Consider the following 14,224-nt stretch of genomic DNA (forward strand, 5'->3'; position numbering starts at 1 on the left):
TCCTCGCCGAGCACCGCATCGCGCTGCGGCCCGACACCCGCGCCGCGCGGATCGACCGGGAGGCCCGCCGCCTGATCCTCGCGGACGGGGAGAGCCTCGCCTACGACCACCTCGTCCTCGCCACCGGCGCCCGCAACCGGGCGCTGCCGGTTCCGGGGGCGGACCTCGCGAACGTGCGCCAGCTCCGCGGCCTCGCGGACGCGGATCATCTCAAGGAGGCGCTCGCGGCCGCGGAGCGCGTGGTCGTGGTGGGTGCGGGCTTCATCGGGCTCGAATTCGCCGCCGTCGCCGCGGCACGGGGGCTCTCCGTCACGGTGGTGGAGGCCGCGTCCCGTGCGATGGCCCGGGCCGTGTCGGCCGAGACAAGTGCCTTCTTCGCGCGGGCGCACGAGGGCTGGGGCGTCCGCTTCGTCTTCGGGGCCGGCGTCGAGGCGGTCGTCGGCGAGAGCGGGCGGGCGACCGGAATCCGGCTGGCGGGAGGCCGGATCCTGCCCGCCGACCTCGTCCTCGTCGGCATCGGCGTCGTCCCGAACGCCGAACTCGCCGCGGAGGCCGGGCTCGCCGTCGCCGACGGCATCCGCGTCGACGCCTTCCTCGCCACGGACGACCCCGCGATCTCGGCGCTCGGCGATTGCGCCCGCTTCCCCTCGCCCTTCGCGAAGGGGCTGACCGCGGACGGCACGGTGCGCATCGAGTCGGTGCAGAACGCGATCGACCAGGGCCGCTGCCTCGCGGGCCGGCTCGCCGGGCGGCCCGCCGCCTACGGCGCGGTGCCCTGGTTCTGGAGCGACCAGGGCCGCCACAAGCTGCAGATCGCGGGCCTCGCCGGGCCGGAGGACGCGAGCATCCTGCGCGGCTCGGGGGACGCCTTCTCGGTGTTCCGCTTCCGAGACGGGGCGCTCCGGGCGGTCGAGTCCGTCAACCGCGCCGGCGACCACATGATCGCCCGGCGCCTCCTCGCGGCGGGAACGCCGCTCCAGCCCGAGCAGGCGGCAGACCCGGCCTTCGACCTGAAGGCGCTCGCGACCGCCCGGGCCTGAGCGCTCTCAGCGGTCGTTCTCGGTGGTCAGGTCGCCGAGCCGCGTGCCCTCGTCCGGCGAGGCCCGCTGCTCCAGCCGGACGCCGGGGCTGTTCCCGTTCGTGAAGACCGCGCCCGCGCGCATGAGGACGCTGCGCAGGACCTCGATCTGCCCGGCGGCGGGATCGCCCTGGCCCGCCTCGAAGGCGCGCACGAAGGAGGCGTCGAGCCCCGCCTTGGCCGCGAGGTCCGCCTCCGACCAGCCCAGAAGCCCCCGTGCCGCGCGCGACTGCGCCGGGCTCATCGGGGCGGCGACGTGCCCGCTCTGCTGGCCCTCGTCCGATCCAGTCAATTCGCTCCTCCTCCTCTGCGCGGCCCGCCCGCGGAAGGTGCCGCGCGGCGCCGCCCTCGACAACGGCCGAGGCGGCCAACGTTTCCGATCCCGCGGGCACCGGCCCGGCAGGGGTCGTCACCGGCCGGACGAAGCTTTGCCGGGGACGGCGCAAAATCCGGTGCCGCGCTCTGTTGACCATATTTGTGCTGAAATCTTATCGGATGGGGCCTCCAGCACGTCTCGGGAATCGGGCTTCCGCCCGGCGCGATGAGCGATCCATCGGCGTGCGGCGGGGCCGGCATCAGGCCGGCCCGAGGACGAGAAACCACGCGATGCACGCGAGAGATGGGGGCCAGACGATGAGAGCGATTTGGATCGCCGCGCTGGCCTGCGCCGTCGCGGCCGGGGCGACGACCACGGCGACGGATGCGCAGGCCCAAGGGGTGACGGGCTTCGGCAAGCAGAACCGCCGGCCGGGCGGGGAGGAGAAGCAGCCCCAGTACATTCCCTCCGCGAAGCCGACCGAGAAGATCTTCCCCCTCGACTCGACCTGGACGGCGGTCAGCCTGAACGGGAAGTCCTTCGGCGGCAACGACCGGCCGAGCTTCATCGTCGACAAGCAGTACCGCGCCCGCGGCTACGGCGGCTGCAACACCTTCGCGGCGACGGCCTTCCCCCTGCGCGAGCAGCATATCGCGGTGGGCCCGCTCGCCATCACCAAGAAGCCCTGCGACAAGGGCCTCGCGGCCTCCGAGCAGAGCTTCTTCATGGCGCTGCGCACGGCAGGCGCCTGGGACATGGTCGGCTCCCAGCTCGTCATCAAGACGCAGAGCGGCGAGCTGCGCCTGGAGCGCTCCCTCTGAGCGCCCGCGGGCGCCGTGGCCGTTAAGCCCCCGTTGACCACGCCGAACGGTCCCGCGCCCGGATTCACGGGGGCTTGAGAGCCCCCGGTGCTTCCTTCGTCCCGGTCGAGGGACAGGGCGGCGCATGCGTCAGATCATCGGGTTTCGAGCCGGCGGAGCCGCTCTTCGGTCGGGCGCGCGCATCGAGCCGCGCTACGGCACGCCGGCGGGCTACCATCCCGGGGCCGCCTGGATCGCGGCCGGCACGACGCTGCTCGGCACCCTCGCCCTGCTCTCCCTGCGCCTCGGCCTGCTCTCCTGAGAAGGCTGCCCGTTTCGGGGCCGCGCCGACGCGCCGATTCTCTCCGGCGAGGGCCCGGCGGCACGCAAACAACAGGTAGATACTGTAAATTACAATATACCTCGACGCGTTCCGGGAATTCGGTTACGCGTCGGGCCTGACGGCAGCAGCCGCCCGCGCGGCGCCGAACGCGAACACTGCCGCTCAGGAGAAGTCCATGGCCGATTCCGCAGTATCGTCCCCCTCCGGCAAGCCCGGTCACGGCCGCGTCTTCGGCTCCATCACGGAGACCATCGGCAACACCCCGCTGGTGCGCCTGAACCGCCTCCCGCAGGAGCGCGGCATCGACGCCGAGATCCTGCTGAAGCTCGAGTTCTTCAACCCGATCGCGAGCGTCAAGGACCGCATCGGCGTGAACATGATCGACGCGCTCGAGGCCTCCGGCCGCCTCAAGCCCGGCGGCACCCTCGTCGAGCCGACCTCCGGCAACACCGGCATCGCGCTGGCCTTCGTGGCCGCCGCCCGCGGCTACCGGCTGATCCTCGTGATGCCCGAGACGATGTCGCTCGAGCGGCGCAAGATGCTCGCCTTCCTCGGCGCCGAGCTCGCGCTCACTCCCGGGCCGCAGGGCATGAAGGGCGCCATCGCCAAGGCCGAGGAGCTCCTCGCGGAGATCCCGGGCGCGGTGATGCCCCAGCAATTCGAGAACCCGGCGAACCCCGAGATCCACCGCAAGACCACCGCCGAGGAGATCTGGAACGACACGCAGGGCCAGATCGACGCCTTCGTGGCGGGCGTCGGCACGGGCGGCACCGTCACCGGCGTCGGCCAGGTCCTCAAGCCGCGCCTGCCGAACCTGCGCGTCGTCGCCGTCGAGCCGGAGGATTCCCCGGTCCTGTCCGGCGGCCAGCCCGGCCCGCACAAGATCCAGGGCATCGGCGCCGGCTTCGTGCCCGGCATCCTCGACCGCTCGGTGATCGACGAGGTGCTCACGGTCTCGAACCAGACGGCCTTCGAGACGGCGCGCCTGCTCGGGCGCCTGGAGGGCATCCCGGGCGGCATCTCGACGGGCGGCAACGTCGCCGCGGCGCTGGAGCTCGCGAGCCGGCCCGAGTTCAAGGGCAAGCGCATCGTCACCGTCGCCTGCTCGTTCGCCGAGCGCTACATCTCCTCGGCGCTGTTCGAGGGCATCTGAGCACGGGGCGGACCCGGCGCCGAGCGCGCCGGGTCCGCGCTGCCCTCCCCGGGGGCACGCGCGTCTCGTGACGCGCCTGCCTCGTCCGCCGACCGGACCCGACGGCTCGCGCATGCCTCGCGACCGCGCTCCGAGCGGGATCCCTCCGCCGGCCCCGGGGGTTGAGGGCACCATGTCCACCGCCGCATCGTCGTTCGGGCGCCTGCGCTCGGCCCTGCGCTCCCTGTACGAGGGGACGAGCAGTCGCGCGCACCGGTTCCGCTACGGGCTCCTCGCCTTCGACATCGTCACCGTGGCCTTCATCGTGGTGACGTCGTTCCTGCCGCGGATGCCGGTCCTCGAAGGGATCGACCTCCTGTTCGGCCTCGGCGTCGCGGCGGACCTCGCCGCCCGCATCCTGATCGCGCCGCGCCCCTGGCGGGAATTCGGCCGCCTCTCGACCTGGACCGACCTGATCGCCATCCTCTCCTTCCTCGCGCCCGTCGTCGGCGAGGGGGCGGGCTTCCTGCGCATCCTGCGCACGCTCCGCCTGTTCCAGAACTACCACCTGCAGGAGCGACTTCGGCGCGACAGCTCGTTCTTTCGCGCGAACGAGGAGGTGATCGAGGCCGGCATCAACCTCGGCGTGTTCATCTTCGTGATGACGAGCCTCGTCTACGCGACGCAGCACTGGTCGAACCCGTCGATCGCCAACTCCGTCGACGCGCTCTACTTCACGGTGACCTCCCTGACGACGACGGGCTACGGCGACGTCACCCTCCCCGGCACGGTCGGGCGCCTCCTCTCGGTCGTCATCATGCTCTGCGGCGTGACGCTGTTCCTCCGCCTCGCACAGGTCCTGGTCCGGCCCCACCGGGTGCGCTTCCCCTGCCCGGCCTGCGGCCTGCAGCGGCACGAGGCCGACGCCGTGCATTGCAAGGCCTGCGGGCACATCCTCAACATCCCCGACGAGGGCGGCGACTGAGCCCTTCGCGGGAGGGCTCGGCTCGGGCGACGCAACCTCGCGCGGCGGGCAGGGTTGTCCCGCCACATCAGGAGGACCGCCATGACGGACCAGAAGCGCGACTCGCTCAAGGATTTCGACGCCTACGCCGACCGCAACGGCCAGGACCTCGGCGGCGAGTCGCCGCTCGATGTCGGGGTGCCGGCCCGCACGCAGCACGACCTGCGCAGCGACCCGTCCGGCCAGGCCGAGAGCGCCCGGCTCGCGAGCGGCTTCCCGCGCCAGGACGCCACCGAGGCGACGGAGGCCGAGACCCCGCCCGAGAACCTGCGCCGCCTCGGCGATGCCGGTCAGACGGAATCCGGGACGAAGGAGGCGATCGACCGCGCCACGGCCGCTGTCGGTCAGGACGACGGGAAGCGCTGATGAGCGGCGACAGCATCCCGACCGAGACCGTCACCCGCAAGCCCGACGCCGATGTCGGCAGCCCCGGCGGCCCGCCCGCCGGCGGCGGCCGCCAGACGGACGAGCAGGCCGCGATCACCCGGACGGAAGGCGGCGGCCGATCGGACGCCGAGCGCAACGCGGGATGGCAGGCGGCCCGGGGCGAGCCGGGCCGCGCCCCGCCGACGCCCGGGGGCTCCTCGGCCGGGCATTCCGACCAACAGGCTTCCCGCGGACCGGACGCGGACCGGAAGGTCGCGGGCGGCGGCTCGATCTACGAGCGCGAGGCCGACTGAGCCGGCGCGACCAGGCAGGGGACGAGGATGGGCGACGAGAAGCAGAGCGGCGATCGCGAGGCGGCCGACCCGCCGAAGCGCAAGCCCGCCAACATCGCGCCGGACGCGGTGAAGGACCCGAACGAGAAGACCGAGGGCAAGCCCGGCCTCGGCGGCGGAGGCGGCGCGTCGCGCGAGGACGAGGCGGACCCGGGCAGCGGCTGACGCCGCCCGGCCCGGCGCGGCCCATTCGCGCGATCTCCGCAACCGCGATCCGGCCCAGTGGAACCGAAACGGTTCACGACCCGATCAGCAGAGGCGAGATCCGACGCTCATCGCGGCGGAAACGATCCGTATCTGCTCTTGATCGTCGCGCTCCGATACAAAGTGTCGACGCCGCTTTTACCCTGATTCCCCAGTATAGACCTCGCCCGGCGCCGCTGGCCGGCCCGTTCGGCCCACCCGATCCCGAACGGGCGAGCGGCGCCGGCCCCGCTTCCGCCGCCCGTCCGGAGGCGGCATCCGCCCGGCCCGAGGTCTCGCCCCATGTTTCGTAAGCCCCTCCCCGACGACGTCCAGGCCCGGATGGAGGCCCTGGACCGCTCCCTCGCCATCATCGAATTCGCGCCGGACGGGACCATCCTCTCGGCCAATGCCAATTTTCTCAACGTCGTCGGCTACGCGCTCGACGAGATCCGGGGCAAGCACCACCGGATCTTCATGGCGCCCGCCGAGGCGGCGCAGGCCGAGTACGCCGCCTTCTGGGAGAGGCTGAAGAACGGGCAGTTCGCGCAAGGCGAGTTCGAGCGGCAGAACAAGGAGGGGCGCACGGTCTGGCTCAGCGCCACCTACAACCCCGTCCTCGCGGCGGACGGGCGGACCCTCTCGATCCTCAAGATCGCCAGCGACATCACGGCCAAGAAGACCGAGACCGGGCGCCTCCTCAAGATGATCGAGGAGATGCCCGTCGCCGTGATGACGGCGGACCCGAAGGACGATTTCCGGATCAACTATCTCAACGCGACCTCGCAGCGGACGCTCGGCTCGATCGAGCAGCACCTGCCGATCCGCGTCGCCGAGATGCTCGGCTCGTCGATCGACGTGTTCCACAAGAACCCGAAGCACCAGCGCCAGATGCTCGCCGATTCGAGCCGGCTGCCCTGGAAGACCAAGATCAAGGTCGGGCCGGAGGTGCTGCACTTGCAGGTCTCGGCCATCAACGGGGCGGACGGGGCCTATCTCGCGCCGATGCTGACGTGGTCGATCGTCACCGCGCAGGTGAACATGGCGCGGGAGGTCTCCGAGGTGGTGGAGGCGGTGACCTCCGCCGCGCAGGAGATGCAGGGCTCCGCCGAGGGCCTGACCCGCTCGGCCGAGGATGCGCGCACGCGCGCCACCTCCGTGGCGGCCGGCTCCGAGCAGATGAGCGGCGCGATCCAGGAGATCTCGACGCGGGTCGGCCGGGTCTCGGAGCGGGCGCAGCAGATCGCGCAGCAGGCCGGGACGACCGACACCACCGTGCGGCTCCTCGCCGAGAACGCCCGCAAGGTCGACGACGTGGTCGGCATGATCAAGTCGATCGCCGATCAGACGAACCTGCTGGCGCTCAACGCGACGATCGAGGCGGCCCGCGCCGGGGCGGCGGGGCGCGGCTTCGCGGTCGTGGCGAGCGAGGTGAAGGTCCTCGCCGCCCAGACGGCCAAGGCCACCGACGAGATCACGCAGCAGGTCTCGGCGATCCAGGGCGCAACCCGGGAGGCGGTCGCGGCGATCGAGACCATCACGAACGCCGTCGAGGAATTGTCGAACCTGACCCGCTCCATCGCCACCGCGGTGGAGGAGCAGGCCGTCTCGACGCATCAGATGTCGGCCAATATCGGCGGCGTGTCGGCGGCGGCGAACGCCACCGGCCAGCTCTCCGAGGCCGTGCGCACGGTGTCGGGCGACCTCGCGGCCCACTCCGCCCGCCTGCGCAACAGCATCGACTCGTTCCTCAAGGCGAGCTGAGGCGCGAGGCCGCCGCCCCAGCATCCGGCGCTGCCCCAGCACCCGGCGCCGCCCCGGCATCCGGGACGGCGGGTCTCCGGGCTCAGGCGCTCACCGTCTCCTTGGCGCGCTCGGCCCGCTTGCGGTCGTTCGGGTCGAGGACGGTCTTGCGCAGGCGGATCGACTTCGGCGTGACTTCCATCAGCTCGTCGTCCTGGATCCAGGCGAGCGACTTCTCGAGCGTCATCTTGATCGGCGGCGTCAGGCGCACGGCCTCGTCCTTCGAGGTGGTGCGGATGTTGGTCAGCTTCTTGCCCTTGAGCACGTTCACCTCGAGATCGTTCTCGCGGTTGTGCTCGCCCACGATCATGCCCTGGTAGACCTTGGCGCCGGGCTCAATCATCATCGGGCCGCGATCCTCGAGGTTCCACATGGCGTAGGCCACGGCCTCGCCCTTGTCGTTCGAGATCAGCACGCCGTTGCGGCGGCCGGCGATCTCGCCCTTGTAGGGCTCGTAGGCCTTGAACAGGCGGTTCATGATCGCGGTGCCGCGGGTGTCCGTCATCAGCTCGCCCTGGTAGCCGATCAGGCCCCGGGTCGGCGCGTGGAAGACGAGGCGCAGGCGGTCGCCGCCGGAGGGCCGCATCTCCAGCATCTCGGCCTTCCGCTCGGACATCTTCTGGACGACGACGCCGGAATGCTCCTCGTCCACGTCGATCACGACCTCCTCGACGGGCTCCAGGAGCTCGCCGTCCTCGCCCTTCTCGAAGACGACGCGGGGGCGCGAGACCGCGATCTCGAAGCCCTCGCGGCGCATGGTCTCGATCAGGATCGAGAGCTGCAACTCGCCGCGGCCCGAGACGTAGAAGGAATCCTTGTCGGCCGCCTCCTCGATCTTGAGCGTGACATTGCCCTCGGCCTCCTTGAACAGGCGGTCGCGGATCATGCGGCTCGTGACCTTGTCGCCCTCGGTGCCCGCGAGCGGGCTGTCGTTGACGATGAAGGACATCGTCACGGTCGGCGGGTCGATCGGCTGGGCCTGGATCGGGGTGTCGACCTGCGGGTCGCAGAACGTGTCGGCCACCGTGCCCTTCACGAGGCCCGCGATCGAGACGATGTCGCCCGCCTCGCCGACCTCGATCGGCTGGCGCTCCAGGCCGCGGAAGGCGAGGATCTTCGAGACGCGTCCGGTCTCGACCACCTTGCCCGAGCGGTCGAGCACCTTGATCGACTGGTTCGGCTTCACCGTGCCCGACGCGATGCGCCCGGTGATGATGCGGCCGAGGACGGGGTTGGCCTCCAGCAGCGTGCCGAGCATGCGGAACGGGCCGTCCTCGGTCTTGGCCGGGGGCACGTGCTCCAGCACGAGGTCGAACATCGGCGCGAGGCCGTCCTCCTGCGAGCCGTCCGGCGCGTTCGCCATCCAGCCGTTGCGGCCGGAGCCGTAGAGGATCGGGAAGTCGAGCTGCTCGTCGGTGGCGTCCAGCGCCGCGAAGAGGTCGAACACCTCGTTGACGACCTCGTTGATGCGCGCGTCGGGCCGGTCGACCTTGTTGACGGCCACGATCGGGCGCAGGCCGATCTTGAGCGCCTTCGAGACCACGAACTTGGTCTGCGGCATCGGGCCCTCGGCGGCGTCGACCAGCACGACCACGCCGTCCACCATCGAGAGGATGCGCTCGACCTCGCCGCCGAAATCGGCGTGGCCGGGGGTGTCGACGATGTTGATGCGCGTGTCCTTCCAGACCACCGAGGTGGCCTTGGCGAGGATCGTGATGCCGCGCTCCTTCTCGAGGTCGTTCGAATCCATCGCCCGCTCCTCGACCCGCTGGTTCTCGCGGAAGGAGCCGGATTGCTGGAGGAGCTTGTCGACGAGCGTCGTCTTGCCGTGGTCGACGTGGGCGATGATGGCGATGTTGCGCAGCTTCATGGGGTATCCGAAGCGGGTAGAACCCGTCACGGGACGGGCCGCAGGGCGCGGCCGGCCACGCCGGGTACGGGTTCGAGCTGTTGCGTTGCAATAGAAGGTGCGGGCTCATCCGGCAAGGGCCGTCCTCGCGGATGGGCCATGCCGGAGGAGCGGGGCGCCTAGCCCTTCAGCGCGAACGGCAGGGCCGCGAGCGCCAGCGGCAGGGCCGCGAGCGCCGCCGGGCGCAGCCAGCCCGGGCGATAGGCGAGGAGCGCGACCACGAGGAGCGCGGCGCCGGTGAGCGCGCCGATCCACTGCACGGGCCCGAAATTCCAGCCCTCGAAGGACACGGCGGCGGCGAAGGAGGCGGTGATGCCCGCCCAGCCGGCGAGCCGGAGGGTGCGGGCGCGGCCCTTCGGCACGCGGACCAGGAAGGCGTCGCGGTGGTGCCGGTCGAGGCTCAGCGCCAGCGCCGCGAGGGCGGCGAAGCTCAAGGCGAGGTTGAGGGCCAGGACGAGGGGGGTCATGCGCGTCGCCTGATCTCGGCACCCTCCGCGCTCCGCGCCTGCGGGACGGCCGCTTGGGCACGGTGCGCGGCCGGGCGGGGGGCGGGGCGCGGCTCGGCCGCTCCGGCCCGGCGCGGGCGGGGCGCGCCGGCGCGGTAGGATGCGGCGGCGAGGAGAAGGCCGATGGCCAGCATCGCCGCGTCGAAGCCGAGGAAGCGGGCCGCGCCGTCGAACGGGTGCTGCCCGGTCGTCGCCGCGCTGACGAGGGGCACGGCGAGGAACAGGAGGCTCGCCAGCCCGAACGCCTCGCGCCAGGCGGCGCGGTGGGGCCGCAGCAGCCCCGCCAGCGCGACGCAGGCCCAGGCCCCGAAGAAGAGGCGGATCTCGGTCTCCGCCCGGCCCTCGAGGCCGACCGGCAGCAGGCGGTTCGCGAGGAAGTAGACGGCGAGCCCCACCGGCAGGCCCGCCACCGTGCCGAGGTTGAGGGCGCGCACGAGGCGGTAGCCGAAGCCCGGCCGCTCGGCCGGCTTCGGCAGCCGGGCGACCGTCCAGAGGACGAGGCCCGTGCCGATCGTCGCGGCGCCCATCAGGCCGCACAGGAAGAACAGGGCCTTGAGCCAGGGCCCCGCGAAATGCGCCTCGTGCAGGCCGACGAAGGAGGCCGAGATGTGGGTCGCGGCCTTCGCGATCCCGGTCGCGCCGAGCTCCGCGCCGCTGGCGCCGTCGAAGGCGATCTGCGGGTGGAGATGCGCGAGGCCGTGGGGCTCCTCGAAGATCGTCACGATCGTCGCGGCCGCGTCGCCCGGGTTGTAGACGGCGACGTGCTCCAGGGTCTCGGAGACGCGCCCCTGCGCCTGCGCCACCAGGGGCGAGAGCGAGACGAGGCCGCCCGGCTTGCCCGCGGGCGCGCGGACCTCCGGCATCAGCTGGGCCTCGACGAAGAAGCGGATCTCGTCGCCCTTGTACGCCGCCGTCACGCCCCAGGGCACGTACATCAGCGCGAAGGTGACGAGGCCCGTATAGGCGATCATCAGGTGGAAGGGCAGCGCGAGCACCCCGGTGACGTTGTGCGCGTCGAGCCAGCCGCGCTGGGCGGATTTCGTCCTGCGGAAGGTGAAGACGTCCGCGAAGATGCGCCGGTGCGTGATGATGCCGGAGACGAGGGAGACGAGCAGGATCAGGGCGCAGATCCCGACGATCCAGCGCCCCCAGAGCGGGGGCATGTTGAGCTCGAAATGGAACCGGTAGAGGAAGTCGCCCCCTTGCGTCGCCCGGGCCGCCGTCGGCGCGCCCGTCGCGGGGTCGAGGAGCGCGTGGTGGAAGGGGCCGGCGAGGTCCTTCCACCAATGCACCTCGATGAGGGGCTTGTCGGGCTGGGGCAGGCCGATGAACCACCCGACCGCGTCCGGCGCCCTGGCCTTCAGGAAATCCGCGCCGAGATCGGCCGCGCGGCCCGCATCGAAGGTCGCCCCGGCCTGCAGCTCGGGCCGCATCCACTGCGTGATCTCGGTTCGGTAGTAGGTCGCCGTTCCCGTGACGAAGACCGCGAACAGCACCCAGCCGACCACGAGGCCCGACCACGTGTGCAGCCACGCCATCGACTGGCGGAATCCCTGTCTCATCCTGCCTGCCTCATGCCCGGCCCCCGCCCGCCCTCACGCCTGCCCCTGGACGAGCCAGAGCCCGCCGCCGAGGAGGAGGCACAGCGCCCCGAGGCCGAGGGCGGCGCGAGCGAGGGAGCGGGACGCGAACACGAAGATGGCCGCCGCGACCATGACGGCGAAGCTCGGCAGGGTCGCGGCGGCGACCGCCTCCGACCGGGGGAGCGGCAGGGTCACCGAGAGGAGCGCCGTGAGCAGCGCGGCGAGCCCGTAGCCGCCGAGCGCCGCGAGCAGGACGCGGCCGGCGACGCCCATCCGGTACGCGATGCCCCGTCCCTGTTGAGGTTGGCCCATGGCAGCCCCGTGCTCCGCGCCGGCTCCGTGCCCGTCGGCGAGCGTTGATCGACATGCGAGACAGGGCAGTAGCAAGACGACGCGCAGCGCCGCAACGTCTATGTTTCGGAATCATTCCAATATGAAAGTCGGGATTAAAGCCGGATCTTTACTTGAACAGAGCCTCGATTGCTCGCGGGACGGCTGCGGGCGCGCACCGCGTCCGGTGTGCAATCCTCGTTTGCGTGCGCTGCCGCGGCTTGAGCCCGGCCGGAACGAAGCCTAATCCTGGCTCGCGCCATCGCTTCGCCCGACCGGGCCTTCGGCGCCCGCAGCACTCCCGCTTCCTGGCATTCCCGTGACCGAGACCGCGCCTCGCCCTCCGATCCGCTTCCGTGGCCGCTCCTTCATGGCCATGGTCCTCGCCCCGTCGCAGCCCGTCGCCGACTGGCTCACCGACCTCGACGCCCTGGCAAGGCGCTCGCCCGCCTTCTTCGCGGGGCGGCCCGTGATCCTCGACGTTTCGGGCCTCGGGCTCGATCGGTCGGCGCTCTCCGGCCTCGTGGCGGATCTCGCCACCCGCGACATCGCGATCCTCGGCATCGAGGGTGCGGGCGCGGGCATCCTCGGGGCGGGCCTGCCGCCGCCGCTCTCGGGCGGGCGCCCGGCGGCCGACATCGAGCCGCCCGACCCGGCCGCGCCGGCTCCGCCCCCCGCCGAGCCGCCGGCCGCGCCGAGCCGGTCCCTGATCCTCGACACGCCGGTCCGCTCCGGCCAGGCGATCCTGCATCTCGAGGGCGACATCACGGTGATGGGCTCGGTGGCCTCCGGCGCCGAGGTGATCGCGGGCGGCTCGATCCACGTCTACGGCACGCTGCGCGGCCGGGCGATCGCGGGGGCCGCGGGCAACCCGCAGGCGCGCATCTATTGCCGCCGCTTCGAGCCCGAGCTCATCGCCATCGACGGCCTCTACCGCACCGCGGACGACCTCGGCCCGAGCCTGCGCGGCCAGGCGATCGAGGCCCGGCTCGTGGAGGACGCGATCAAGGTGACGAAGCTCGACTGAGGCCGCGCGTCGGGTCGGCCAGCGTCCCGGAATGGCACGCCGGGGCTCCCATCGGCCGCACGAAGGATTCATTCTTGCGGCGCCGCCGAGGCGGCCGAGGGTCCTCCGCGCAAGCTTCGTCCAAGGATCCGCGGATCACCATACCGACCTTCGACAATGGAGCGGCGGCCGCTGCCGGATGTCGGGTCGAGATTCGCGGCGCACCACGAAGCGAAACGGCTCGCCGTATCGAAGTGTACCGTGCCTCTGCATCGCCGCGCTGAAGGCATTACTCGCCCGGCCCGAAGAACAACGAACGTTCGGATCCTGCCTTCTGCCCGTTATCAACCGCCTGCCCGCGATCCGAAACAGGGCGGCGCGCGGTTTTTGAGCGTTTTCTGCGCTCCTTTAACGGACGAGCGAAAATCTTAACCGTTCGGTAACCATATCGACCGTCAATGGTCCGGTAAGGAATCGTTCACCGCCGTGACCAGCCAGACTCCTCCCCGCCGAACTCTTCCGCTGCGTGGCCGAGCCTTCAAGGCCCTGGCCCTGGCACCCGAGACCCCGCTGGCCGAATGGCTCGCCGATCTCGATGCCGCGCTGAAGCGCTCCCCGACGCTCTTCGATGGCCGCGCGGTCATCCTCGACGTCGCGGCGCTCAAGCCCGGCAAGGACGACCTGCAGGCGCTGCTCACCGATCTCGGGCTGCGCCGCATCAAGATCCTCGGCGTCGAGGGGGCTGAGGCCGCCGCGATGCCGGGCGACCGGCCACCGCTTCTCGTCGGCGGCCGCCCCGTCGACACCGTCGAGATCCCGGAGGTGCCGGGCGAGCCCGAGGCCCCGCCCTCGACCTCGCTGATGATCGAGGGCTCGGTCCGCTCGGGCCAGTCCATCGTGCACCCGACCGGGGACGTCACCGTGATGGGCTCGGTCTCCTCAGGAGCCGAGATCCTCGCGGGCGGCTCCATCCACGTCTACGGCGCGCTGCGCGGACGGGCCATCGCCGGCGCCGCCCGCAACCCGCGCGCCCGAATTCTCTGCCGCAAGTTCGAGCCCGAACTCCTCGGCATCGATCGCTTCGTCCGCACGGCCGAAGAGATCGGCACCAGCCTGCGCGGGCGCCCCGCGCAGATCTGGCTCGACGGCGGCGCAATCAAAATGGCCAGCTTGGATTAAGGAGTCACGAGAATGTCTAAGGTTCTCGTCGTCACATCGGGCAAGGGCGGCGTCGGTAAGACGACCACCACGGCGGCCCTCGGGGCCGCCATCGCGCAGAGCGGAAAGAGCGTCTGCGTCGTCGACTTCGACGTCGGCCTGCGCAACCTCGACCTCGTCAGGGGGGCCGAGCGGCGGGTCGTCTACGACCTCATCAACGTGGTCAACGGCGACGCCAAGCTGCCGCAGGCGCTGATCCGCGACAAGCGGCTCGACTGCCTCTCGCTGCTGCCGGCCTCCCAGACCCGGGACAAGGACGCGCTCACCGACGCGG

Annotated in this window: 17 protein-coding genes; 12 read left to right on the forward strand and 5 right to left on the reverse strand. The window is 71.6% G+C overall.

The genetic code is table 11. The features are described from left to right. Nucleotides 1–1,040: NAD(P)/FAD-dependent oxidoreductase (locus E1J50_RS21875; protein ID WP_132255893.1), on the forward strand; the 1,040-nt coding region annotated here is incomplete at its 5' end. A gap of 6 nt (nt 1,041–1,046) precedes the next feature. Here E1J50_RS21875 and E1J50_RS21880 read toward each other — a convergent pair. Then, nucleotides 1,047–1,322 (reverse strand): helix-turn-helix domain-containing protein, encoded by a 276-nt coding sequence (locus E1J50_RS21880; RefSeq protein WP_132255905.1) that lies wholly within the window; start codon nt 1,320–1,322, stop codon nt 1,047–1,049. A gap of 389 nt (nt 1,323–1,711) precedes the next feature. Here E1J50_RS21880 and E1J50_RS21885 point away from each other — a divergent pair, with 389 nt between their 5' ends. The 8 genes from E1J50_RS21885 (at nt 1,712) to E1J50_RS21910 (ending at nt 7,359) form a co-directional block, all read left to right on the forward strand. Then, nucleotides 1,712–2,215, forward strand: coding sequence for an META domain-containing protein (locus E1J50_RS21885; RefSeq protein ID WP_132255894.1), 504 nt, complete (start codon nt 1,712–1,714; stop codon nt 2,213–2,215). A 124-nt stretch (nt 2,216–2,339) separates the two neighbouring features. Continuing rightward, nucleotides 2,340–2,516: a hypothetical protein gene (locus E1J50_RS27530; protein WP_165937943.1), complete on the forward strand. Its 177-nt coding sequence runs from the start codon at nt 2,340–2,342 to the stop codon at nt 2,514–2,516. 196 nt (nt 2,517–2,712) lie between these two features. Further along, a complete protein-coding gene (gene cysK / locus E1J50_RS21890; protein ID WP_132255895.1) occupies nt 2,713–3,690 on the forward strand; it encodes a cysteine synthase A in 978 nt (325 codons plus the stop codon). Between the two features lie 172 nt (nt 3,691–3,862). After that, nucleotides 3,863–4,654 carry a potassium channel family protein gene (locus E1J50_RS21895; RefSeq protein ID WP_132255896.1) on the forward strand — a complete coding sequence of 264 codons (792 nt, stop codon included), beginning with the start codon at nt 3,863–3,865 and terminating at the stop codon, nt 4,652–4,654. An 81-nt stretch (nt 4,655–4,735) separates the two neighbouring features. Further along, entirely contained in the window at nt 4,736–5,059 is a 324-nt protein-coding gene (locus tag E1J50_RS21900; protein WP_132255897.1) for a hypothetical protein, read from the forward strand. Next, nucleotides 5,059–5,373, forward strand: coding sequence for a hypothetical protein (locus tag E1J50_RS21905; RefSeq protein WP_132255898.1), 315 nt, complete (start codon nt 5,059–5,061; stop codon nt 5,371–5,373). The genes E1J50_RS21900 and E1J50_RS21905 overlap by 1 nt, the downstream gene beginning before the upstream one ends. Before the next feature lie 27 nt (nt 5,374–5,400). After that, nucleotides 5,401–5,577: a hypothetical protein gene (locus E1J50_RS27535; protein ID WP_165937944.1), complete on the forward strand. Its 177-nt coding sequence runs from the start codon at nt 5,401–5,403 to the stop codon at nt 5,575–5,577. Nucleotides 5,578–5,898: 321 nt separating this feature from the next. Beyond that, a complete protein-coding gene (locus E1J50_RS21910; RefSeq protein ID WP_132255899.1) occupies nt 5,899–7,359 on the forward strand; it encodes a methyl-accepting chemotaxis protein in 1,461 nt (486 codons plus the stop codon). Between the two features lie 82 nt (nt 7,360–7,441). Here the strand turns inward: E1J50_RS21910 and typA are convergent, their stop codons facing one another. The 4 genes from typA to E1J50_RS21930 all read right to left on the reverse strand — a co-directional run bounded on the left by typA (nt 7,442) and on the right by E1J50_RS21930 (nt 11,708). Continuing rightward, nucleotides 7,442–9,268, reverse strand: a complete 1,827-nt coding sequence (typA, locus tag E1J50_RS21915) for a translational GTPase TypA (protein WP_132255900.1) — start codon at nt 9,266–9,268, stop codon at nt 7,442–7,444. Between the two features lie 158 nt (nt 9,269–9,426). Beyond that, entirely contained in the window at nt 9,427–9,774 is a 348-nt protein-coding gene (locus E1J50_RS21920) for a DUF3325 domain-containing protein (protein ID WP_132255901.1), read from the reverse strand. Continuing rightward, the gene (locus tag E1J50_RS21925; protein WP_207919267.1) at nt 9,771–11,375 is read right to left on the reverse strand and encodes a PepSY-associated TM helix domain-containing protein; all 1,605 of its coding nucleotides are present in this window, start codon (nt 11,373–11,375) and stop codon (nt 9,771–9,773) included. The genes E1J50_RS21920 and E1J50_RS21925 overlap by 4 nt, the downstream gene beginning before the upstream one ends. Before the next feature lie 33 nt (nt 11,376–11,408). Continuing rightward, nucleotides 11,409–11,708, reverse strand: coding sequence for an iron transporter (locus tag E1J50_RS21930; RefSeq protein ID WP_132255902.1), 300 nt, complete (start codon nt 11,706–11,708; stop codon nt 11,409–11,411). 388 nt (nt 11,709–12,096) lie between these two features. On the opposite strand from E1J50_RS21930, the gene minC (E1J50_RS21935) reads away from it, so the two are divergent. The 3 genes from minC (E1J50_RS21935) to E1J50_RS21945 form a co-directional block, all read left to right on the forward strand. Next, entirely contained in the window at nt 12,097–12,753 is a 657-nt protein-coding gene (gene minC / locus E1J50_RS21935) for a septum site-determining protein MinC (RefSeq protein ID WP_245516697.1), read from the forward strand. Between the two features lie 465 nt (nt 12,754–13,218). After that, entirely contained in the window at nt 13,219–13,911 is a 693-nt protein-coding gene (gene minC / locus E1J50_RS21940) for a septum site-determining protein MinC (RefSeq protein ID WP_132255904.1), read from the forward strand. A gap of 12 nt (nt 13,912–13,923) precedes the next feature. After that, nucleotides 13,924–14,224: nucleotide-binding protein (locus E1J50_RS21945; RefSeq protein WP_165937945.1), on the forward strand; the 301-nt coding region annotated here is incomplete at its 3' end.

The sequence above is a fragment of the Methylobacterium segetis genome (genome assembly GCF_004348265.1).
Lineage (GTDB): Bacteria > Pseudomonadota > Alphaproteobacteria > Rhizobiales > Beijerinckiaceae > Methylobacterium > Methylobacterium segetis.